This is a genomic window from Micromonospora zingiberis (genome assembly GCF_004331455.1).
Classification (GTDB): Bacteria; Actinomycetota; Actinomycetes; order Mycobacteriales; family Micromonosporaceae; genus Micromonospora; species Micromonospora zingiberis.
This window is the reverse complement of the sequence record NZ_SJJR01000019.1, coordinates 49,335-72,078: the sequence shown is the minus strand read 5'-3', so window position 1 is coordinate 72,078 and position 22,744 is coordinate 49,335. Positions and strand designations below refer to the sequence as shown.

Genomic DNA, 22,744 nt, shown 5'->3' with positions numbered 1-22,744 from the left:
TCGGCGGGCCCGCTCCTCAGACCAGCCGCCGCCGGGCCAGTATCCGCAGTGCGACGTAGCCGAGCGGGGCGGGCAGCCAGAACGTCGCGAGCCGGTACACCAGGACACCCGCGACCGCGGTGTCGACCGACACCCCGTAGAGCAGCAGTCCGGAGACCAGCGCCGCCTCGGTGGCGCCCAGGCCGCCGGGGGTGGGCGCGGCGGAGGCGACCCCCTCCCCGATGACACAGACCAGGATCACCGGCGGCACCAGCGCGAGGTTGACCGGCTCACCGACGGCGAGCAACCCGAAGTAGAGGCTGAACCCGTACGCCAGGGTGAGCGCCAGGGCCGCGCCGATCAGCCGGGTCAGCCTGTGCTGGCGGGGCAGCGCCCGCAGGGCGGCGAGGCTCTGCCGGAGCACCGTGCGGCCCCGGCGGCGCAGCCGGGGTACGGACAGCACCGCCGCGACGGCGAGCAGCACCACCAGCACACCGAGCAGGACGGGTAGTGCCTTCCCGGTGACGGCCTGCTGGGCGGCGCGGGCGGGTTGGTGCGCGAAGGGCAGCAGCACCGGCAGCAGCAGCGCGACCGACACCACGCCGGCCACCCGCGACACCACGACGGCGGTCGCCGACTCGGCACCGCTGAACCCCTTCTGATGCAGGTAACGCAGGCTCAGCGCGGCACCGCCGACGCTGCCGGGCGCCAGCCGGTTGGCGAACGAGGCGGCCACCTGCACCCCGGTGGCCTCACCCAGCGGCACCCGGTTGCCGGTCGCCAGGCGCAGGACGACCGCGCTGAGCAGGTAGGTCGCGGCGGAGCCGAGCAGGGTAGCCGCGAGGGCCAGCGGATGCGCGTGGACCATCAGCCGTAACGCGGCGCGTACCTCACCGATCTGGGGCAGCAGCAGGTGTACGAGCAGGCCCAGCGCGACCAGCAGCAGGATGCCCCGGGGCGTGATCCGCACGACCCGGGCCAGCCGCTGTTCCCGCTGCGGGCAGCGGTGCAGGATCTGCGCGCGTAGCTGTTCCAGCAGGTCGGGGGTACGCCGCAGCAGCTTCCGGCTGGCCCGGGAGAGGACCGGCGGTTGCAGGTACGGCAGGCAGCCCACGACCTCGTCGGCACCGAGTTCGGCGATCGCGACCCCGACCACCGTCTCGGAATCCACCCGGCTGGCGAGGGCGACCAGCAGTTCGACCACGTCCCGGGCCCGCTGGTCGGCTGCGGCGTCGTCGACACCGAAGCCGAAGTCGACCAGGTGGGCGGTGTGGCCACCGATCAGGATGTTGGCCGCCCGCAGGTCCCGGTGGGCGATGCCGGCGCGGTGCAGCAGCGCCACCTGCCGGCACACGTCGACCACCACCGTCGCCGGCAGCGGTCCGTACGTGGCGTCCAACGGGGCCGCGTCGACGAACTCCTGCACCAGCACGGCGTCACCGCCGGGCAGGGTGGCGGTGGTGACGACCGCCGGCACCCGGACCGCCGCCCGTTCGGCCAGCAGGGTCAGGCAGGTCTCGTGCTCGCTCTGCTGCTTCGCACTGAGGTAGGGCGGCTCGTCGGCGACGTGCCGGAAACGCACCCGCCGGTAGAGCTTGTACGCCCAGTCGGCGTCGCGCTGCTGTCCACCGGTGACCTTGACGAACAGTCGCCGGCCGTCGGCGCCGACCACCAGCCAGGGCCACGAGCCGCGGGCGTCGCCGGTCAGCGGCGCCAGGCGAGCCACCTCGAAGCCACGGTGCCGCAGCGCCTGGCGCAGCACCTCGGCGGACCGTTCCGGGCCCACCTCCCCGACGGCCAGCCGGGTCAGACACACCGCGAGCCAGCCGACGAGTACCCCACCGATGGCGTCCACCGGCAGATGCGCGCCGACGTGCACACGCGCCACCGCGACCACGACCACCACCACCCAGAGCAGGCGACGCCACCGGGTGCCGCCGGCCCGTGCCGCCACCAGGGCCAGCGCGGTGGCGACCGCGACATGCCCGGAGGGGTAGCCCAGCAGACCGGTGACCGTGTCGTGCAACACCACGTCGGCCAGGAGTTGCCCGGGCCGCTGCCGGGCCACCGCGACCTTGTTGGCGATCGCCAGCCAGTAGGCCAGGTTTCCGGCCAGCAGCAGGTCCCGGGCGGTGGTGAAGCGCCGCAGCAGGGCGGCCACCGCGGCCGTGCCGAACACCGCGAGGTACGAGCCGACCTGCATGATCACGAACAGCGCTGGCGTCAGCCCCGCCGGCAGCCGGTTGAGCAGGGTGAACAGGTCCCGCTCCCAGGCGGCGACCGGATGGTGGCGCACCAGCAGGCTCACCCCGACCAGCAACACGGTCGAGACGGCCAGACTGACCAGCAGTGCCGGCGACGGACGATGCGTCCGGGATTCCACGGTCCTAGTCCCTGGGCGTCTGTGGACCTGCTGTCGGTTCGAACCCTACGGGCTGGCCCGCCGCCACCTGACGGTTTTCCTGGTTCGTTCGCCCGGCCCGACGCCGGCAGGAGCCAGAATCAGCAGATGGACCGGCTACTGACCGGGATCGCCGCGCTGCCACCGGTGGTCGTACTGACCCTGGTCTTCCTGCTGCCCGCCCTGGAGTCCTCGACGCTGCTGGGGTTGTTCATACCCGGCGAGACGGCCGTGCTGGTAGGCGGGGTGGTGGCACACCTCGGCGGGCTGCCGCTGTGGGCGGTGATCGTCGCCGCGGTGGCCGGGGCATGCCTCGGCGACCAGGTCGGCTACCTGGTGGGTCGGCGCTACGGGCCGGGGGTGCTGGCCCGCGCGCCGGCGGTGGCCCGCCGCCACCTCGACCTGGAGCGGGCCCGGCGCCTGGTGGCCAGCCGGGGCGCGGTGGCGGTGGTGACCGGCCGATGGGTGGCGGTGCTGCGGGTGCTGGTGCCGCTGGTCGCTGGTGCCAGCGGCATGCCGCGGCCCACCTTCGGGTGGGCGAACGTCACCGGCGGGCTGCTCTGGGCGACGGCGGTGTCGCTGCTGGGCTATCTCGGCGCGGCCTCCTACCGCTACCTGGAGCGGGAACTGGGCATCGGCACCTATGCGCTGCTCGCCGTGATCGCGGTGGTGGCCGTGCTGACCTTCTGGCGGCACCGTCGGCGGACCGATGCCGGCAACCGGCCGCGCCGGGCGACCCGGGGTCGGTAGCGTCAGCTCGGGGCGTACCGGTGTCGCGGCGAGGCTGCGGAGGTCGGGTGGGGCGAGGAGACGGGCCGCGCGGCCGCACCAGCGCGTTCTGGGCCGGTCAACTGCCCGAGGCACTGGCCGCGATCGGCGCACCCGCCCAGGGACTCACCGCCGACCGGGCCGCCCGGTTGCTGGCCGAGCACGGACCGAACCGGGTCACCGTGGCCCGCCGCCACGGCTGGCGGCTGCTGCTGGGCCAGTTCACCAGCCCCATCATGCTGATCCTGATCACCGCGACGGTGCTGTCGATGATCGTCGGCGACGTCATCGACGGCGCCATCATCCTGGCTATCGTCGCCGCCAGCGGCGGGCTGGGCTACTGGCAGGAACACGCCGCCGGGCGCGCTGTCGACGCACTACAGGCACGGGTACGGGTCTGCGCCGAGGTGCTCCGCGACGGCCGGGAGGTTGCCGTACCCGTCGAGGAGGTGGTGCCCGGCGACCTGGTGGTGTTGCACGCCGGTGACGTGGTGCCCGCCGACTGCCGGCTGGTCGACGCCGAGCGACTTCAGGTCGACCAGGCGGCGCTGACCGGAGAGTCGCTGCCGGTGGAGAAGAGTCCGCAGCCGACGCCCGTGGAGGCGGACCTCGCCGGTCGGACCAACGCCCTGTGGATGGGTACGCACGTGGTCAGCGGCACCGGGCGGGCGGTGGCCATGCGAACCGGCCGGGACACCGCGTTCGCCGAGGTGGCCGTCCGGGTCACCGACCGGCCCGCCGCCACCGGCTTCCAGCGCGGCCTGACCCGCTTCGGGTTGTTGCTGGTCCGGATCATGGTCGTGCTGCTCGTCGGCATCGGCGTGGCGAACCTGCTGATGGGTCGGCCGGTCATCGACTCGCTGCTGTTCTCCGTGGCGCTGGCCGTCGGCGTGACCCCGCAGATGCTGCCGGCCATCGTCGCGGTCAGCCTCTCCGCCGGCGCCCGGGCGATGGCCGCGCACCGGGTCATCGTCAAACGTCTGGAAGCCATCGAGGACTTCGGTGCCATGACGGTGCTGCTGACCGACAAGACCGGCACCCTCACCGCCGGCAACGTGACGCTGACCGCCAGCTTCGGCGTCGACGGCGGGCCGGACCGTGAGGTGACCCGCCTGGCCAGGCTCAACGCCGGGCTGCAACGCGGCTTCGCCAACCCGATGGACAGCGCGATCATGTCCGGGCAACCGCCGATCGATCCCGCTCTCCGGATCGCCGAGGTGCCGTACGACTTCAGCCGGCAACGGCTGTCGTTGCTGGTCGACGAGGCCGGCACGGCCACCCTGATCACCAAGGGATCACTCGCCGCGGTGTTACGCGGCTGCACGACGGCCCGGACCGGTGCCGGCGTCGTGCCGCTCGGCACGGTCCGCGACCGGGTCGAACAGCGGTTCGCCGAGCTGAGCGCCGAGGGGCACCGGGTGCTCGGGGTGGCCGTACGGGTCCTGCCGGCAGCGCGTACCGCCACGCCGGAGGACGAACGGGAGATGACCCTCGTCGGCCTGCTCGCCTTCCAGGATCCCGCCAAGCCGCAGGCCGCCGAAGCCATCGACCGGCTCAGCACCATGGGCATCTCGGTCCGGCTGATCACCGGGGACAACCGGCATGCCGCCGCGCACATCGCCGCGACGGTCGGCCTCACCGGTGAGCCGATGCTCGGTGCCGACATCGCGTCCTGTTCCGACGCGGACCTACCCGACCGGGTCGCCGGCACCAACGTGTTCGCCGAGGTCGACCCGGTACAGAAGGAGCGGGTGCTGGTCGCGCTGCGGTCCCGGGGCGCCGTCGTCGGGTTCATCGGCGACGGCATCAACGACGCACCCGCCCTGCACGCCGCCGACGTGGGCATGTCCGTCGACACCGCCGTCGACGTCGCCAAGCAGGCCGCCGCGATCGTGCTGCTGGAGAAGGACCTCGACGTGGTCGCCGACGGCGTACGGCTCGGCCGGCGCACCTTCACCAACACCCTCAAGTACATCCGGGTGAACACCAGCGCCTCGTTCGGCAACGTGGTCAGCATGAGCGTGGCCACGTTGCTGCTGCCGTTCCTGCCGCTGCTGCCCCGTCAGGTGCTGCTGCTGAACTTCCTCTCCGACATCCCGTACACCACCATCTCCACCGACCACACCGACCCGGAGCAGGTGCAGGGTCCGCGTACCGTCGACGTGCGGGCCATCCGCCGGTTCATGCTGGTGTACGGCTCGATCAGCATCGCCGTCGACCTTGGCGCGCTCGCCCTGCTGCACTGGTGGTGGCACACGCCCACCGATGTCTTCCGGTCCGCCTGGTTCATCCAGTTCACCGCCACCGAGATCATCGTGCTGATGGTGCTGCGTACCAACCGGACCTTCCTGCGCAGCCGGCCGTCCACGCCGCTGCTCACCACCGGTGCGTTGCTCATCGTGGTCACCGTCGCGCTGCCGTTCAGCCCGCTGGCCGGGCCGCTCGGGCTCGGCCGGCCGCCGCTGCCGGTGCTGGCCACCCTCGTCGCGCTCACCCTCGCCTACGTGGCCGCCAACGAGTTGGTCAAGCGGTGGGTGCCGCCCGATCAGTTGACCACCGCCGCGCCGCGCCAGCTCAGCCGACGGTGAAGCTGGTGGCGTCCGGAAAGGCGACCGGGCGGGCCTCGGCACCGCAGTAGTCGACAAGCAGCCCGACCTGCGTCGGCAGGCCCGGCTCCACCTCGTACGGGCCGGGGTGATCGTCGATGATGCCCTGCGCGGCGAAGTGGTCGCCCGAGGTGCTGTCCACGGCCAGCGTGGTGCCGCCCGGCAGCGTGACGACATAGCCGTTGAGGTTGTCGGGGTCCGGGGCGACGTTCGAGCCGGTCGGCCAGAGCGGCACCCGTTCCACCCCGTCGAGTACGACGTTGACGCAGCCGTTCGGTCGCAGGGTGAGCTGACCCGACAGCAGCACCGGTTCCGCCGTGAAGTGCCCGGGCATCAGCGGATCACGTAACGCGGCGACTTCGAGAAAACCCCGCCCGGCCTCGGAATCGTCGGTGCAACCGGCGAGCAGAGCCGCCATCACCAGCAGGCACGATGTCAGCCGGCGCGACCGTCCCATGGGGACAGGCTAGAGACGTCGGACCCGGCCCGGGATCCGCCGTAGCGGCACACCTGCCGCCGACGACTCGGCTCACCAGAGCGTGGACCAGTAGTCCCAGAAGCGGACCAGGATGGCCAGCATGATCACCACGTACCAGGCGACCAGGATGAGGCTGTGGTAGCTGGCCAGACCGGACAGCCGGGCCAGCGGGGACGACGGCGCGACCGCGCCGAGGTTACGCAGGGTGGTGTAGAGGAAGATCGCGATGGTGACGACCCAGACCACCATGCAGTACGGGCACAGCGCCGAGATCACGTACAGGCTCTGGTAGATGAGCCAGTGCACGAAGACCACGCCGAAGGTGGCTCCGGCCTGGAGGCCGAGCCAGCACCAGCGGGGCAGCGGCACCCGGGCGAGCAGCAGGACGCCGAGGGTGGTGACCACCGCGAAGCCGGCGATGCCGAGCAGCGGGTTGGGGATGCCGAAGGCGGCGGCCTGCGGCGTGGTCATCACCGAACCGCAGGACAGGATCGGGTTGATGCTGCACGTCGGCACGTAGTCGGCGTCGGCCAACAGGTTGATCTTCTCGACGGTGAGGGTGCCCGCGGCGAGTAGACCAATGCCGCCGCCGACGGCCAGCACCCAGGCGGTGACCCGGGCGACGAAGCCGACGTGCGACGCCGCCGCGTCCGGGCGCGGGGCGACGCTGGTGGTCACTGGGCGAGCGCGGCGTCGATGGCGGCGATCATGTCCGCCTGGGTACGGATCTCGGTCAACTGCCGGCCGTTGAGGAAGAACGTCGGAGTGCCCCGCACCCCGGCGGTCTCGCCGTCGGCCCGTTCGCTGGCCACCCGTTGGGCGGTGGCCGGGGCGTCCAGGTCCTGCTGGAAGCGGTCCACGTCCAGGCCCAGCTCACGCGCGTACCCGACGAACTTCTCGGTCTGTGGGGTGCTCTGGTGACCCCACTGCGACTGGTTCTCGAACAGCACGGTGTACATCTCGGCGAACCGGTCCTGGTTGGCGGCGGCCTGCGCGGCGCGGGCGGCGAGTTCGGCGTTGGGGTGGCTGGGGATCGGGAAGTAGCGCACCACGAAGGTGATCCGGTCCTGGTAGGTGTCCAGGATCTCCTTGATCGACGGGTAGACGGCGCCGCATGCCTCGCACTCGAAGTCGAGGAACTCCACCAGGGTGACCTTGCCGTCGGTCGCCGTGCTGAGCCGGTGACTGTCGGCGCGGACCAGCACCGCCGGGTCGACCTGGCCCCCGCTGTCGCTCGCCACCGGCTGGGCGGTGTTCCGGTTGACGGTGATCAGACCGATCATGGCGAGGATCACCACCAGGATCATCGCCAACGTCAGTCGGGTGTTCCTCGTCATGCCGGTGCCAACCTTCCGTGTGGGTACGCCAATGCTGTCCGGAATTCCTGTCAGCTTCCTGAAAGCCCGCGTACCCGGCGATCCCGTTCGGCCAGTTCGGCGAGCATCCGGTTGTACGCGGCGAGTTCGGGATCCTCGCGCCCCTCGGCCTCGGCCCGGTCGGCGGCCCGGTCGCGGCGGCGGGCCTCGCGCTGGTCGGCCTTGACCCACTGGTACATCAGGGCACCCATCACGATCACGGTCGGCAACTCGCCGAAGGACCAGGCGATACCGCCTGCGGCCCACTGGTCCTCCAGCGGGGTCGGGCCCCACGGGCGGCCCAGCGCCAGCCACCAGTCGGCGGCCAGCACGGTGGCGGACTGCATGAGCGCGACCCCGAGGAAGGCGTGCAGCACCATGCTGATCAGGACCAGGACCATCTTCAGCGGATGCGGGACCCGACGCGGGGTCGGGTCGATGCCGATGACGGTCCAGAAGAAGAGGTACCCGACGCCGAGGAAGTGGGCGACCATGGCCAGGTGGGCGGCGTGCGAGCGGACCGCCAGTTCGTAGAGGCCGGTGAAGTAGAGCACGTACAGGCTGGCCACGTAGAGGACGAGCGCCACGACGGGGTGGGTCACCACCCCGGACACCCGGGAGTGCAGGGCCGCCTGTAGCCATTCGCGGGGGCCGGGCCAGCGGGGGTCGGTCGAGGGTCGCAGGGCCCGCAGCGCGAGGGTGACCGGCCCGGCGAGGACGAGCAGGATCGGCGCGACCATCATCAGCAGCAGGTGCTGCACCATGTGTACGGAGAACAGCACCGGCCCGTAGCGGGCCAGGCCGCTGGAGGTGGCGATGATGATCACCGCGCAGCCGGCCAGCCACAGCGCGGTACGCGCCGCCGGCCAGGCGTCACCGCGACGGTGCAGCCGCCACACCCCGGCGACGTAGAGACCGGCGGCGGCCAGCGCAGCCGCGATGGTCAGCGGCTCGGGCAGCCAGAGCCGGGCCACCGTCTCGACGCTCAGCGGCGGGGGCATCGGGAACCCGAGCAGCGCGGTGGCCGGGTCCTCCTCGGCCGAGCCGAGCGGGGCGGGCGTACGCGACAGCGCCACCGCGGCGCCCACCGCGGCGCCGAACAGCAGCGTCTCCACGACCGCGACCCGCAGGAACGGGCGTCGCTGGCCGGCCATGAGCGCGGGGATCGCCCGGCGGCGGTGCACGAGCCCGACGACCGCGATGGCGACCAGTACGGCGATCTTGACCAGCAGCAACTGCCCGTACCGGGTGCCGGTCACATCGGCCGGGCCGGTCAGCCGGACGCCCGCCGACACCAGCCCGGACGCGCCGACGGCGACCAGGCAGGCCAGGGCCAGCGGCGAGAACCGGCGTACGGCGACGGCCAGGTCGGCGGTGCTGCCCCGGGCGGTGACCGCCAGCGCGAGCAGGCCCCCGGCCCACAGCGTGGTCGGTACGACATGCAACAGCAGGCCGGAGACCGCCACCTGATGGTTGCTGGCCGACGCGGCGTGCCCCGTGAAGATCGGCGGCAGCACCGCCGCCAGCGCGGTCAGCAGCGCCAGCACCCCCCAGGCGGGACGCAGGCTGCGCGCCGCGATCACTGCGGTGAGCAGCGCAAGTGCGCCGTTGAGCGCCAGCGCCTGCCCCAACGGGATGGTGTCCACGAAGTTCAGCACGGCGCGGAGCGAGAGCACCTGCGAGGCGGGCAGCCCGAACAGGTCGACAAGCGTCCAGCAGACCGCGAGCGCCGATGCCACCGACCACAGCGCGGCGGTCAACGCCGCGGCGCGCAGCCGGCGGTAGCCCAGCACGGAGAGTCGGCCGCCGTCGTCGCGCGGGGACAGCATGGTGGCGGCCAGCAGCAGACCGACGGTGCTCACCGCACCGAGCTGCATGCCGAGCCGGGCGGCCGGCAGCAGCCACGCGGCGGTGCGGTCCGGCTCGGGCAGCCCGGGCGGGGTCGGTGGCGTGCTGCCCCCACCCCAGCGCAGCAGCACCGCCCCGATCCCGGCCGCGACGAGGATCGTGGCGGCGGGGAGCAGGACCGGCCGCCGCAGCACGGCGGGTCGACTCATCGCCGGGTCACCGACGGTCCGGCGGAAAGCGCGGACGGGACGCGGACGGTCGGCGGGGCTGGGTGCTGCGGCGGGCGGTTCACGGAGGTCTCCCGGACGACGGGCGGTTTTCCAGATAGTCGGTGTGGAGCCGGCGATGGTTCCACCCGAAACGTCACCAATGAGCACCGTCACACACGCCGTCGGCGTTCTGCGGCTCGACCTGAAGCGTGGCGTGCTCGATCTCGAAGCGGTCGTGCAGGACCTGCCGGGCGGTGCTCAGCACCTCGCCCAGGTCCGCCCCGGCGGCCAGGGTCAGGTGGGCCGAGGCCACCTCCATGCCCGAGGTCAGGGTCCAGACGTGCAGGTCGTGCACGTCGGCGACGCCGGCCACGCCGCGCAGACCCTCGCGCACCTCGGCGATGTCCACGTGCGGCGGCGCGGCCTGCACGAGCACTCGCAGGGCGGCCCGGCCCAGCTTGTAGGTGCGGGGCAGGATGAACACGCCCACCGCCACCGCGATGATCGGGTCGGCGTACCACCAGCCGGTCACCGCGATCACCACGGCGGCGACGATCACGCCGACCGAGGCGAGCAGGTCGCCGAAGACCTCCAGGTACGCGCCCCGCACGTTCAGGCTCTCCTTGGAGCCGGAGCGCAGCAGCAGGAAGGCCACGACGTTGGCGAGCAGGCCCGCCACGGCAACGGCCAGCATCGGCCCGACCAGCACCTCCGGCGGTTCGTCGAACCGGCGTACCGCCTCGACCACGACGAAGAGGGCGACTCCGAAGAGCAGCACCGCATTCGCCAGCGCCGCCAGGACCTCCATCCGGTACAGGCCGAAGGTGCGCTGGCCGTCGCGGGAGGCCCGGCTCGCCGCCGTGATCGCGGCGAGCGCCATGCCGATGCCGAGCACGTCGGTGAACATGTGCCCGGCGTCCGACAGCAGCGCGAGCGAACCGGTCACCCAGGCCCCGATCGCCTCCACCACCATGAAAACGGCCAGCAGGGCGAAGGCGGCCCACAACCGCCCACGGTACTTCTCCCCCGACCGCAGCACCTGCTGCCCGTGGTCGTGCCCGGCACCCACCCTGCGACCTCCCCATTCCGACTGCTGTCGCCGCTCAACATATGCGAGCATTGCAATAAGTGCAACTATGGCCCCGGCCGAAGGCGGCCCGCGAGGCGTTGTCCGGCGCCACCGGCAACGCATACCATCGAAGCTCATTGATTCGGCTCGGTCCGGTGACGGGCCGGAGGGCGCCGGTCATCGATCAACGGGGGCGTTCGATGAGTACCCAGCCATTCCGTGTGTTCCTCGCCGTCGTCGCGCTCGCCGCGCCGCTCGCCGTCGTGGCCTCGGCGCCGGCGGCGGCCGGTGCCCCCGCCGGCCGGCTCGACAATCCGGTGATCACCTGGGACGTCAATGCCCAGACGGCAATCTGGGACGTCGCCGCACAGCAGCCCAACGAGCAGGTACGCAGCTTCGCCATGGTCAACGGAGCCGTCTACGACGCGGTGAACGCGATCCACGGAGTCGCCTACCAGCCGTACCTGGTGGCACCGCCGGCCCGGGGCGACGAATCCGTGCCCGCCGCCGTCGCCGCCGCCGCGCACGGCGTACTCGTGGCGCTCTTTCCCGACCAACGGCAGCGGCTGCGGGCCCAGTACGATGCGGCCCTCGCCGACCTCCCCGGAGGAACGGCCAAGCAGCGCGGCATCCGGGTCGGTGGCCTGGCCGCAGCCGCGATGGTCGCCGCCCGGCAGCACGACGGTGCCTTCGGTGACCAGCAGTGGAGCACGGGCACCGAGCCCGGCCGCTGGCGACCCACGCCACCGTTGTTCCTCTCCCAGGGCGCCTGGACCGGCCACATGCGTCCGTTCCTGATCCCGCACGCCGGGGCGTTCCGTACCCCCGGCCCGCCGCCGCTGACCAGCGCGGCCTACGCCCGGGACCTCAACGAGGTCAAAGCGGTCGGCTCGGCCACCAGCACGGTACGCACCCAGGACCAGACCGAGGCGGCGCTCTGGTGGCACGACCGGCGGTCCGCCTCCTGGGAGATCAAGCGCCAGCTCGCCAGCACCCAACGTCTGGACGTCCTGCACACCGCCCGCTTCTTCGCGATGACGGACCTCATCGTGGCCGACTCCGGCGTGGCCTGCTTCAGCCAGAAGGAGCACTGGAGTTACTGGCGTCCGGTCACCGCGATCCACCTCGCCGACGACGACGGCAACCGACGCACGGCGGCGGACCCGGGCTGGACCCCGCTGCTCGTCACGCCGCCCTTCCCCGAGTACCCGTCAGGGCACGCCTGTGGCACCGGCGCGCGAATGTCGTTCTACCGCCACTTCTTCGGCCGCGACGACATCGCCTTCAGCGGGTCGAGCGTGGACTCCGGCACGACCCGGCACTTCACCGGCTTCTCCCAGGCGCTTACCGAACTCGTCGGCGCCCGCATCTGGGGCGGCGTCCACTTCCGCAGCGCCGACGACGACGGCGCCCGCCTCGGCGAAGCGATCACCCGGTACGTGGTTCGGCACCACTTCCGCCCGCGCGGATAGCGGTGGCTGGTCTCCGGCCAGTCAGCCGGCTGTCGGTGGCCACGCCGATGCCACGCCAAGGTCACCGTGCCCGCAGGTTCGCGCGTAGCGCGCCCAGGACGACTCCGGGGGTGGCCAGCGCACTCGGATGTTTGCGCATCGAGACCACCTCGTTGAACCGCCGGGCGGTCGTGACATCCGTGATGGTCGCGGTGACGATCTGCCTGCTGACCCAGCTGGAGAAGCGGTGACCGCGCGGATACGGGCCAGCGACGTGCGGCAGGGCCAGATCCGCGGAGGTCGAGATCGACCAGGCGGCGTCCACCACGACCTGTTGCAGGGCGAGGAACTGCCGGGCCGGCAGCCGGAGATCCGGTCCGGGCCGCAGGTACGTCAACAGGCAGGCGGCGTGCAGGGCCGCCGCGGTGATGCCCTGCCCGTACACCGGGTTGAACGACGCGACCGCGTCGCCGACCGGCACCAGCCCGGCGGGAAAGCGACGCAGCGCGGGGAAGTCGCGCCGACGGCTGTCGGCATGGCGGTAGGTCTGCACGTCGCCGAGCAGCTCACTGTCGGCCAGCGCGCGGAACTCCGGCGGGAACTGCTCGCGCAGCCGGCGGACGAAATCCTCCGGGGTACGGCCCGGATGGTTCTCCGCGTAGCCGGCCATCATCGCCATCCACCGGTCGTCCTCGATGGCGAAGAAGGCCGCCCCGGCCACGTCCGCCGACTTTCCGGGGCTGTTCAGCGCCAGGACGGCCGTGTGCTCCGGGTTCGTTTCCCGGCGCCGGAACAGTGCGGTGGCGTAGTTGAGATGCACGCTCATCCGGCGCATCGCGGGCCGCTCCCACCCCGCCTGCTCCAGCCACTCGGAGAGCCGACTCGACCGGCCCATGGCATCCACCACGAGATCCGCGTGCTCCACGCCGGGCGCTCCACCGACGTCGTAGTGGACCCCGGTGGTCACGGCACCGTCGATGACGAGGCCGGTGGCGCGGGCGGTGACCGTCTTGACGTTGGGCAGCCGCAACACCTGCTGCCGGATCAGTCCCTCCAGGAGCGGCCGACTCCCGGCCAGGCTGTCGGCGTCGTCCGGTACGACGACCTTCAGCCGGCCGTCGAGGTAGTTCCGCCGGGCCGAGGGTGGTGCCTCCACTGCCCCGTGTGCCACGGCCTGCTCCCGAAACCCCGGAAACAGGCGTTCGAGCTGGAGAAAACCGCCGGGCAGCAGGGCGTGCAGCTGGGTCCCCTGCGGTACGCCGGGTCGGTGACCCGGGACATGCAGGTCGTCCCGGTCGAGGACGACGACACTCTCCGCGTAGTCGGCCAACACCCGCGCGGCCAACAGACCGGCGACACTGCCGCCGACCACGACGGCCTTGTCCATGACCGGAGACGCCTGGTCGGGAGGCCGCACCGCGTTCAACGCGGCGAAGACCTCAGCCGGAGAGAGGGACATGTGCTCTCCAAAAAGGGGTACGAGGTGGCGCCTCCCCACGTGCCTGCCGTGCTGCCAGGACAGCGACAGGCCGGCGGGGCCGGGCGGTCGGCATGACGCTCAACGATCGTTGCACAGGCAGGGCACGCCGCCCGAGCCCTTGCCGGGTGTCCGCGTCACGACAGTTGGCGCCTCAGCTGGTGGCCGCCCCGCTCGGGGAGTTGGCGGACCGGGCTCCCACCCGGTTCACCAGGTAGCCGAAGGCGGCTGCCGTGAAGAACATGACGACGCCGTAGACCGCGGCGGGAATCGCCATCTGGCTGCTGTTGAGCAGCGCCGGGCTGAGCGCGATCGTGATGGCCAGGGTGCTGTTGTGGATGCCGATCTCGAACCCGGCCGCCTTGGCGGCACTGCGCTCGATCCCGGCCAGCCGGGGCACCCCGTACCCGATCGCGAGGCTCAGCAGGTTGAACGCGAGCACGGCGAGACCGACCGAGACGAAGTAGTCGGCGAGGTTGGCCCGCTCGCCGACCACGGCGCCGGCGATCACCGCCACCAGCACGACGACCGACAGGATCCGGACCGGGCGGTTCAGGCTCGCGGCGACGCGGGGCGTCCGGGCCCGGATCATCATGCCGAGCACGACCGGCACGAGCACGATGGCGAAGACCTGGAGCACCTTGTCGAACTGGAGCCCGATGCTCCGGGCGTCGCCGAGGAAGTACGCCGCCGAGAGGTTGACCACGATCGGCAGGGTGAACACGGCGAGCACCGAATTGATGGCGGTCAGCGTGATGTTGAGGGCCACGTGCCCGCCGAAGAGGTGACTGTAGAGGTTGGCGGTGGTGCCGCCGGGCGATGCCGCCAGCAGCATCATCCCGACGGCCAGTTCCGGCGGCAGACCGAAGGCCAGTACCAGGGCGAAGCAGAGCGCCGGCAGCAGCAGCACCTGGCAGGCCAGCGCGATCACGGCGGCCTTCGGATGTTGGGCCACCCGGCGGAAGTCAGCGACGGTCAGGCCGAGACCCAGACCGAGCATGATGATGCCGAGGGCGATGGGCAGTCCGATCAGGGTCAGGGCGGAGTCCATGACACGACATCGTTACCACCCGGTAACGCATTCACAATCGTCCTTGCGGTCGGTTGCGACGGGTTCGGTCAGGACGACCGCTCGCAGCTGAGCGCCAGACCCGGTGGGACGTTGCTGGTCGCCGCCAACAGGCCGAAGGTGGTCGAGCCGCCCGGGGCGAGCGAGCCGTTGTAGCCGGCGTGCCGGGCCGTCACCTCGCCCGCCGACGTCTCCGTCACCGCGTTCCAGACCGACTGGAGGCGCTCGTCGCCGGACCACCGCCACCGCACCTGCCAGCCGTTGAGCCGCTCACCGCCGGTGTTGCGTACGGTGACCGTGGCGACGAAGCCACTTCCCCACCCGGCGTCGATCGTGGCCGTCGCGGCGCAGAGCGGTTGCGGCGCGGTCCGAGCCGGCCCACCGATGACGTACGGATCCCGCACACCCGCCGCGTCACTGAGCCGGAACCAGTACTCCGCGCCCGGGGTCAGCCCGTCGATGGTGACCGCGCCGGAGCGCTCCGGTCCGGAGGTGCCCTGGGCCACCGGGTTCTGCCACTGGATGGCGTCGTCGCGGCTGCCGAACAGGATGACCGTGATCGGCGGGTCATAGCCGCAGGGCGGCGTGATGAACGCGTTGTAGGTGATGGTCACGCTGGTGGCTGTCGTGCCGGTCACCAAGGCGTTGATCGGCAACACCGGCGGGCAGACCGGGGTCGGTGACGGTGACGGGGTTGCCGTGGGTGAGGTCTGGGCGGCGGCGGGCGCGGCGAGCCCGGCGGCGAGGGTCAGGGTCGCGGTGGCCAGCACCACGCCAAACGTACGATTCATCCGTGCCTCCTGGAAGCGGGCACCGCGCGGCGGCGACCCGGGTGGCTTTGCCGGAGGAGGACGGCCCGGCGCGGGGTTTTTCCCGCGCGTCCCCTTGCGCTGAAACGAATCGCGCTGGCTCCCGAGCACGACTCGGGCCGAGTTTTTCATTCGAAGCTTGTCGATACAACGGGCTGTCCTGGCGGAGATCCGCGACCGAACGGCCCGTTCCCACGGCGATGCGGCGGTGCGGGTGGTCGACGTCGAACTCGACGACCAGCGCCTGCTCAGGGTCGAGGCGCCCGGCGCGAGGGTGAGCCGTGTGCGACGCGCCGGTCCGCCGGGTCACGGGGATCGGGTGGCCCGGCCATCGCCCCGGCTCGGGCTCAGGAACCGGTGTACCGATCCGAGGATCCGGTCACCGGGGACGAAGCCGTAGGTCCGCGAGTCGCAACTGCCGGGGCGGTTGTCGCCGAGCAGCACGAAGTGCCCGGGCGGAACCCGGGTCGTATCGCCGCCGACCGCAGGGGTGACCTCGACCGGCACCGGATCCCCCGGCCCGGCCACGGCGCGCTTCACGATCCACCGGCGGCCGGCGGTGGGGGTGGCCCCCCAGGGCACCGGCGGGGTGAGCCAGGCGCCACCGACGGGTTCCTCGACGACGACCACCTGGCCGATCCGTACGCGAGCGGGTGGGACACGGCGCACCAGCACCCGGTCACCCGGTTCGAGCGCCGGAACCATCGACCGGCCGTCCACCGTGACCAGCACCCACCCGCGTCGATACCGGATCACCAGGGCAGCCAGCAGGCATCCGGTCGCCAGCGCGAGGAGGACAGCGACCATGTCAGCTCGGCACCGGCTGGTAGCCGGCGGCCTGAAGGCGGAAAAGCCGGGCGTACGCGCCCTGCGCCGCCAGCAACTCGTCGTGGCTGCCCTGCTCGGCGATCACGCCGTCACGCAGTACGACGATGTGGTCGGCGTCCCGGATCGTGCCCAGCCGGTGCGAGATCAGCAAGGTGGTCCGGCCCTCCCGCAGCCCACGCAGTCGCTGGTGCAGGTCCGCCTCTGCCTCCGCGTCCAGGCCGGCGCTCGGCTCGTCGAGGATCAGCAGGTCGCGGCCGGCGCGCAGGAAGGACCGGGCGAGCGCGAGGCGTTGCCACTGCCCACCCGAGAGCAGCACGCCGGTGCTCACGTCGTCGCGGTCGGCGGGGTCGGCGAAGGTACGGGTCAGCTGGGTCGCGTAGCCGTGTGGAAGCGCGGTCAGGGCATCGTGCACCCCGGACTGCCGGGCTGCGGTGACGATCCGTTCGGTGTCGTCGAGGAGGTCCGTGTCGCCGAGTCCGATGTTCTCGGCGGCAGAGAGGTCGTAGGACATGAAGTCCTGGAAGGTGGCACCGATTCGGTCCCGCAGCTGGGCCACGTCCAGCTGGCGGTAGTCGATGCCGTCCCAGTGCAGGCTGCCCCGGGTGGGGTCGTAGAACCGGGTCAGCAACTTCACCACCGTGCTCTTGCCGGCGCCGTTGAGCCCGACGAGGGCCACCGTCCGGCCCTGCGGAATGGTCAGGTCGACGCCGCGCAGCACCCACGGATGCTCGTCGCTGTACCGGAACCAGACGTCGCGCAGCTCGACGCCGCCGCTGAGTGGCGGGACCGGTGCCGGGTCGGTGGGCAGGTCCAGGTCCGGCGGGGTGGTCAGTACCTCGCGGTAGTGGGTGAACCGCAGCAACGCCTCGTGGGCGTCGGCGACCCGGCTGATCCCGGTCGAGACCGCGCCCTGCACCCCGGCCACCGCGGCGATGAAGATCGTCACGTCGCCGACGCTCAGCCGACCACCGCGGACGGCCAGGATGGCCCAGACCAGGCCGGCGCCGGCGACCACGGCACCGGCGACGGCAAGTCCGGCCTGCACCAGGACGTCCTTGCGGTCCATCCGCCGGTTCGCCTTGTTGAGCGCCCGCAGTTCATTGATCATCCGTTGGCCGAAGAGGTCACCGAGATTGAACAGCCGGATCTCCTTGGCCGCGGCCAGGCCGGTGAGCAGGTCCGCGTAGAAGAAGTGGCGCCGCTGGGTCGGGCTGAGCTGCCACATCAGCTCGGCCCGCTGCCGGGACAGCCGCAGCTCGGCCTTGGCGGTGGGGATGGCGGCCAGCACGAGCAGACCGACCATCCACGGGTTGAGCAGGGCCAGGGTGCCCGCGAAGCCGGCTACGGTGACCACGCCCCGTAATAGGTCCAGCCCTCCGCTGGCGACCGCGATCGGGCTGTACCGGGCGGCCTCGTCGGCGATGTTGAGGTGGTCCCGGAACGCCGGGTTCTCCAACCTGCCCAGGCCGGGCAGCCGATCGATTGCGGCGTACAGGTCGGCCTGCGCCCGCACGACGACCCGCCGCCGCCACTCGGCCTCCAGGTACCGCAACACGTGCGGCAGCGTGGCCACCGCCACCCCGGCCACGGCGAGCCCGATGGCCAGCCCGATCAGCGTCGCCACCGGGCCACCGCCCGGACCGACGAGCCGGTCCACGACGAGTTTGGTGAGCACACCCACCGCGACGGGGGTCGCACCGGCGACGATCGCCAGCAGCGCCTGCGCCACGGCCGTTGCCGGTGCGGCCCGGTAGGCCAGGCCGGCGGCGGCGACGATCAGCCGGGGGGTCACCCGGCGCCGGGACTTTCCCGAGGTCACGCGGCCACCGGCGTGGGCAGTTCGCTCCAGCCGCTACCGCTTTGCCGCACCGTGCCGGTGGCGTCGAGCAGGCACCAGCAGGGGAAGGCGCGGGCCTGGAACGCGGCCGTCAGTCCACCATCGACGCCGTCCGCCACGACCCGGGCCACCCCGGCCAGCCGGGTCGACAGCTCGGGCACCTCCGGTCCGTCACCGGTCACCACGGCGAGCACCTGACTCCGGCCGCCGGGGAACGTCGCCACCTGCGACACGAACCGGGGCAGCGCCTCGGTGCACGCCCGGCAGTCGGGTGAGAAGAAGGCGACCAGCACGTCACCGCTGAGGTCACTGCGGCGCACCGGGTTGCCGTCGGTGTCGGTGGCCGCGAAGTCGCCGGGCGTCTGTCCCGGCTCGATGATGCCGGCACCGGCCCCGGCCGCATGGCGAGCCAACTGTTCCGCGTGTTCGCGTAGCCGGCGGATGACGGCCATGGTCAGCAGCAGGTTCAGCAGGCCCAACCCGCACGCCAGAACCACAGCGACGGTGAGGTACGGCATGAGCACTCCTCGGTTGATCAAACCCGGGCCGATCCGTGCGGGCCGGCGAAACACTGGTGGGTGGTGAACGCGGCCCGGCGGCGGGCCGAAGAGTGGCCGCCGCCGGTCACTTGCGCGTCGCCACGCTCGGTGAGCGTGGTGGTTAGCCGACTGTGGTCAGCAGCGGGTGGTCGTCGGCTCGCAGCTCAGGCAGGCGCAGTTGCTGTTGCTGAAGCAGCGACAAACCTGGTAGAAGCCATTCCTGCAGACCGTCCTCAGCACGACAGAGCCGCAGTCGGCGGCCGAGGCGGTCACCCGCGGCACGAAGAGCGCCAGCATCCGGTCGCCCAACTCGTTGACGATTCGAAGCATTTCTTTCACCTCCTTCTCACACTGTCGATCGCCATTGTGGATCTTCCGATTGGATTTCCACTGGATGCAGAATGGACGACCAGGGCGGGTAGTCGTCCTGCTGATCGGTGCCACAGCGACGGGGGAGGCACCATGGAACCGAACCATGCGTCAGAAGGTTTACGGCTCAACGTGTTGGGCCGGGTCCGCCTGTGGCGGGGCACCACCGAGTTGCCGACCGGGCCGCCGCAGCGGCGGGCGGTGCTGGGTCTGCTCGCGCTGGCCGAGGGGCAGCCCGTCGGTCGGGACGAGTTGGTGGACGCGTTGTGGCCGACCGACGCGCCGAGCAGCGGCACGAACGTCATCCAGACCCACGTGAAGCATCTGCGCCAGGTGCTGGAGCCGGGGCGGCCAACGCGGGCGGCGAGCCACCTGCTGCCGTCGGTGGGCACCGGCTACCGGTTGGCGCCGGATCCGATCACCATCGACGTGCTCCGGTTCCGGCGGCTGGTGGCCGAGGCGCGTACGGCGCGTGGTGACGACGACCAGACGCGGGTCTGGCAGGTGACCGGGGAGGTGTTACGGCTGTGGCAGCCGCCGCTGGCCGACGTACCGGTACTCGCCGGGCATCCCCGGACGGCGTCGTTGACCGCGGAGGCGCAGCTGGTGCTCTCCTGGCGGGTCGATGCCGCGATCCGCGCCGGCCGGGCCGAGGAGGTGCTGGCCCTGGTGCACGAGCGGGCCGAGAGCCGGCCGCTGGACGAGCAGGCACAGGCCCAGCTGATGCGCTGCTTCGTGGCCCTGGGCCGGCGTGCGGACGCCTTCGCCGTCTTCGACCTCACCCGCAAGCGTCTCGCCGCCGAGTTGGGCGTCGATCCGGGGTCGGTGCTCACCGACGCGCACCAGGACCTGCTCGCACCGCACCGGCCGGCGATCGTGGCGTACCAACCGGCCGAGGCCGCGCCGGTCGCGGACCCCGCGCCGGTGGTCCCGGCCCAGCTTCCGCCCGACCAGGTCGCGGTCGCCGGCCGGGCCGAGCAGTTGCGGCGGCTGGCCGAGCTGATGACCACCGAGGTGGGCAACCGGCCGACGGTGGTCACGATGACCGGTACGGCCGGCGTGGGCAAGACCACGCTGGCCGTGCACTGGGCGCACCAGATCGCCGACCGGTTTCCCGACGGGCAGCTCTACGCCGACCTCGGGGGCTTCGACGCCAGTGCGGGACCGGTCCGTCCCGACGAGGTGGTGCGCGGTTTCCTCGACGCGTTCGGGGTCGGACCGACGCGCGCCCCGGTCAGCCTGATGGCCCAGGTCGGCCTCTACCGCAGTCTGCTCGCCGGCCGGCGGGTGCTGATCCTGCTCGACAACGCGCGCGGGGCCGACCAGGTCCGTCCGCTGTTGCCCGGCTCGGCCGGCTGCCTGGTCATCGTCACCAGTCGCAACGAACTGGCCGGACTGGTCGCCGGGGGCGCCTTCCCGCTCAATCTTGGGCTGATGACCGGCACCGAGGCGCGACAGATGCTCGCCGGCCGGATCGGCCCGCAGCGGGTCGCGGCGGCACCCGACGCGGTCGACCAGATCGTCGGCGCCTGCGCCCGGCTGCCGTTGGCGCTGGCCATCGTGGCCGCCCGGGCCAGCGCCCAGCCACGGTTCCTCCTCGAATCGCTGGCCAGGGAGCTTCGGGAAAGCTCCGGCGACCTGGCGGTCTTCTCCGACGACGACGAGGCGTTCGACGTACGGAGTGTCTTCTCCTGGTCGTACCGGTTGCTCTCCGGCGAGGCGGCGGCGCTGTTCCGGCTGATCGGTCTGCATCCCGGCCCGGACCTCTCGGCCGCCGCCGCGGCCGCCCTGGCCGGTGTGCCGTTGGGTCAGGTCCGTCCGCTGCTGGCGCAGCTGGCCCGGGCCCATCTGCTGGTCGAGCACCGGCCCGGCCGCTACGGCTGTCACGACCTGCTGCGCGCGTACGCCGCCGAACTCGCCCGGATCGCCGACCCGGAGCCGGCACGCCGGGCGGCGTTGCACCGGGTCATCGACCACTATGTCGACATGGCCGCGAGCGCGGACCGGATGATCTCGCCGTACCGGCATCCGGGGTTGGTGCCGGCCAGGCCGCCCTCCGCGCCCGACGGCGGTTCGCCAACGCAGCGGGCAGCGGCGGACCGCCCGGCGGACGCGGAGGCGGCGCTGGGCTGGTTCACCACCGAGTACGCGGTGCTCCTCGCGCTGATCGACCGCGCGGTCGCGGCCGGCTTCGACCGGGAGGTGTGCGAGCTGGCCTGGCACCTGGTCGCGTTTATGGACCGGCGGGCCTCCTGGCACGACCAGGCGGCGGTGCAGCGGACCGCGCTGGCGGCGGCCGGCCGGCTCGGGGACCGGCCGTTGGAGGCCCGCGCCCATCGGGGACTCGCCCAGGCGTACTCGCGGCTCGGACGGCACGACGACGCCGGACGCGAGCTGCGGCGGGCACTCCGCCGCTACGAGGAACTCGCCGACGACGTGGGCCAGGCCAACACGGAGATGAGCCTCGCCGACTCGTGCGAGCGGCGGGGCCGGTACCGGGACGCGCTCGGCCACGCGGAGCGAGCCCTCGCCCTGTACGGCAGGGCCGGCTACCGCCCGGGCCAGGCCAACGCGCTGAACGCGGTGGGCTGGTGCCACACCCTCCTCGGCGACCACGAGCGCGCGTTCACGTACTGCTCGCGGGCCCTGCGGCAGCATCAGCTGCTGGGCGACCGGCGTGGCGCGGCGGACAGCTGGGACAGCATCGCCCACGCCAACCACGGCCTGGGCCGGCACCGGCCGGCCGTTTACTGCTTCGAGCAGGCCGTCGGCATGTTCCGGGAGATGGGCGACCGCTTCGCCGAGGCGGTGTCGCTGACCCGGCTCGGTGACACCCGTGCGGCGGCCGGCGACGGGCCGGCCGCCCAGGCCGACTGGTCGGCGGCGCTGGCCATCCTGACCGAGCTGGATCATCCGCGGGCGGCCGAGGTACGGGCCCGGCTGGCCGACGCACCCCGGTCCCCGGCGTGACCGGGTCAAGCGGCGACCGGCTCGCCCGACCTGGTCCCTGTCCTTATCGGAGCGGTTTGATCAAGGCGACGATGTCCTCGGCCGCCGTTGTCAGGACACCGAGGATCATTCCGGTGAGGCCGGCGAGCACCGCGTAGGGTGCGTCGATACTGCCGTCGACCGACAGTCCGGTCAGGCCGAGGCCCGCCACACAGATCAGCATCAGGTTGCGCACCACGTGCGGCACGCCGAGTGGGGTGCTGGAGACGCCGAAGCAGCGGCAGGGAGCGCGGCTGCCCCGCGCCAGGGCGCGGCCGATCACCACGGTGAAGGCGCCGAGCAGGCCGACCGCCAGCGCGAAACCGACCGCGCCAACGGCACGCACCGGTACGACAAGCAGCGCGACGACGAGGATTTCCACCGTCACCACCGCGACGGCCGCCGACCGTACGGCGGCCTCGGGCACCTGACGCAACTCCCGCAACGACTGGACGAAGCCCAGCCAGGCGGCCCTACCGGAGACCTTGTTGGCCACGGCAACGATGAACACCGACGCGAGAAGCGCACGGCAGACCACGTCCAGATACCGCACGACCGGCAACCTATCCGCTCCGTCGCCGGGCGACAACCGGTGCCCGGCCCGGGCCGGGCCACTCGACCCCGCTGCGACCCCCGCGCGACGTGCCTGCGGGTGATCGCCTCG

The 22,744-nt window shown here is 72.2% G+C and carries 18 protein-coding genes; 4 read left to right on the top strand and 14 right to left on the bottom strand.

Translation table 11 applies throughout. The features are described from left to right. Positions 1-16: 16 nt before the first annotated feature. Positions 17-2,362, bottom strand: coding sequence for a flippase-like domain-containing protein (locus E0H26_RS23010; RefSeq protein WP_131307120.1), 2,346 nt, complete (start codon positions 2,360-2,362; stop codon positions 17-19). A gap of 126 nt (positions 2,363-2,488) precedes the next feature. Between E0H26_RS23010 and E0H26_RS23005 the strand changes: the two genes are divergently transcribed. Together E0H26_RS23005 and mgtA are read left to right on the top strand one after the other, a co-directional pair. Beyond that, the gene (locus E0H26_RS23005) at positions 2,489-3,130 is read left to right on the top strand and encodes a DedA family protein (RefSeq protein ID WP_165521964.1); all 642 of its coding nucleotides are present in this window, start codon (positions 2,489-2,491) and stop codon (positions 3,128-3,130) included. Between the two features lie 47 nt (positions 3,131-3,177). Beyond that, positions 3,178-5,736 (top strand): magnesium-translocating P-type ATPase, encoded by a 2,559-nt coding sequence (gene mgtA, locus E0H26_RS23000; protein ID WP_165521963.1) that lies wholly within the window; start codon positions 3,178-3,180, stop codon positions 5,734-5,736. Here the strand turns inward: mgtA and E0H26_RS22995 are convergent. From E0H26_RS22995 to E0H26_RS22975, 5 genes are all read right to left on the bottom strand, one after another. Continuing rightward, complete coding sequence (locus E0H26_RS22995; protein WP_131307113.1) at positions 5,723-6,211, bottom strand: hypothetical protein; 489 nt, start codon at positions 6,209-6,211, stop codon at positions 5,723-5,725. The genes mgtA and E0H26_RS22995 overlap by 14 nt on opposite strands. 72 nt (positions 6,212-6,283) lie before the next feature. Then, positions 6,284-6,910: a vitamin K epoxide reductase family protein gene (locus tag E0H26_RS22990; protein ID WP_131307111.1), complete on the bottom strand. Its 627-nt coding sequence runs from the start codon at positions 6,908-6,910 to the stop codon at positions 6,284-6,286. Beyond that, positions 6,907-7,569: a DsbA family protein gene (locus E0H26_RS22985; protein ID WP_131307109.1), complete on the bottom strand. Its 663-nt coding sequence runs from the start codon at positions 7,567-7,569 to the stop codon at positions 6,907-6,909. The genes E0H26_RS22990 and E0H26_RS22985 overlap by 4 nt, the downstream gene beginning before the upstream one ends. 50 nt (positions 7,570-7,619) lie before the next feature. After that, the gene (locus E0H26_RS22980) at positions 7,620-9,644 is read right to left on the bottom strand and encodes a bifunctional copper resistance protein CopD/cytochrome c oxidase assembly protein (protein WP_131307107.1); all 2,025 of its coding nucleotides are present in this window, start codon (positions 9,642-9,644) and stop codon (positions 7,620-7,622) included. A 154-nt stretch (positions 9,645-9,798) separates the two neighbouring features. Then, positions 9,799-10,713: a cation diffusion facilitator family transporter gene (locus E0H26_RS22975; protein WP_131307104.1), complete on the bottom strand. Its 915-nt coding sequence runs from the start codon at positions 10,711-10,713 to the stop codon at positions 9,799-9,801. Positions 10,714-10,913: 200 nt separating this feature from the next. On the opposite strand from E0H26_RS22975, the gene E0H26_RS22970 reads away from it, so the two are divergent. Then, positions 10,914-12,185 (top strand): vanadium-dependent haloperoxidase, encoded by a 1,272-nt coding sequence (locus tag E0H26_RS22970; RefSeq protein WP_131307102.1) that lies wholly within the window; start codon positions 10,914-10,916, stop codon positions 12,183-12,185. A gap of 61 nt (positions 12,186-12,246) precedes the next feature. On the opposite strand, the gene E0H26_RS22965 is transcribed toward E0H26_RS22970, so the two are convergent. From E0H26_RS22965 to E0H26_RS22935, 7 genes are all read right to left on the bottom strand, one after another. Continuing rightward, positions 12,247-13,623 (bottom strand): FAD-dependent oxidoreductase, encoded by a 1,377-nt coding sequence (locus E0H26_RS22965; protein WP_131307100.1) that lies wholly within the window; start codon positions 13,621-13,623, stop codon positions 12,247-12,249. A gap of 172 nt (positions 13,624-13,795) precedes the next feature. Then, complete coding sequence (locus E0H26_RS22960) at positions 13,796-14,692, bottom strand: bile acid:sodium symporter family protein (protein WP_131307098.1); 897 nt, start codon at positions 14,690-14,692, stop codon at positions 13,796-13,798. Positions 14,693-14,760: 68 nt separating this feature from the next. Then, a complete protein-coding gene (locus E0H26_RS22955; RefSeq protein ID WP_131307096.1) occupies positions 14,761-15,501 on the bottom strand; it encodes a cellulose binding domain-containing protein in 741 nt (246 codons plus the stop codon). A gap of 324 nt (positions 15,502-15,825) precedes the next feature. After that, on the bottom strand, positions 15,826-16,326 hold the full coding sequence (locus E0H26_RS22950) for a S26 family signal peptidase (RefSeq protein ID WP_131307095.1): 501 nt from the start codon (positions 16,324-16,326) through the stop codon (positions 15,826-15,828). Position 16,327: 1 nt separating this feature from the next. Further along, the gene (locus E0H26_RS22945) at positions 16,328-18,166 is read right to left on the bottom strand and encodes an ABC transporter ATP-binding protein (RefSeq protein ID WP_131307093.1); all 1,839 of its coding nucleotides are present in this window, start codon (positions 18,164-18,166) and stop codon (positions 16,328-16,330) included. After that, positions 18,163-18,702 (bottom strand): TlpA disulfide reductase family protein, encoded by a 540-nt coding sequence (locus E0H26_RS22940; protein WP_131307091.1) that lies wholly within the window; start codon positions 18,700-18,702, stop codon positions 18,163-18,165. Before E0H26_RS22940 ends, E0H26_RS22945 begins: the two co-directional genes overlap by 4 nt. 156 nt (positions 18,703-18,858) lie before the next feature. Then, positions 18,859-19,053: a hypothetical protein gene (locus tag E0H26_RS22935; RefSeq protein WP_131307089.1), complete on the bottom strand. Its 195-nt coding sequence runs from the start codon at positions 19,051-19,053 to the stop codon at positions 18,859-18,861. A 132-nt stretch (positions 19,054-19,185) separates the two neighbouring features. Between E0H26_RS22935 and E0H26_RS22930 the strand changes: the two genes are divergently transcribed. After that, positions 19,186-22,062: an AfsR/SARP family transcriptional regulator gene (locus E0H26_RS22930; RefSeq protein ID WP_131307087.1), complete on the top strand. Its 2,877-nt coding sequence runs from the start codon at positions 19,186-19,188 to the stop codon at positions 22,060-22,062. A gap of 43 nt (positions 22,063-22,105) precedes the next feature. Here the strand turns inward: E0H26_RS22930 and E0H26_RS22925 are convergent, their stop codons facing one another. Beyond that, positions 22,106-22,633, bottom strand: a complete 528-nt coding sequence (locus E0H26_RS22925) for a MauE/DoxX family redox-associated membrane protein (RefSeq protein WP_165521962.1) — start codon at positions 22,631-22,633, stop codon at positions 22,106-22,108. Positions 22,634-22,744: the final 111 nt, after the last annotated feature.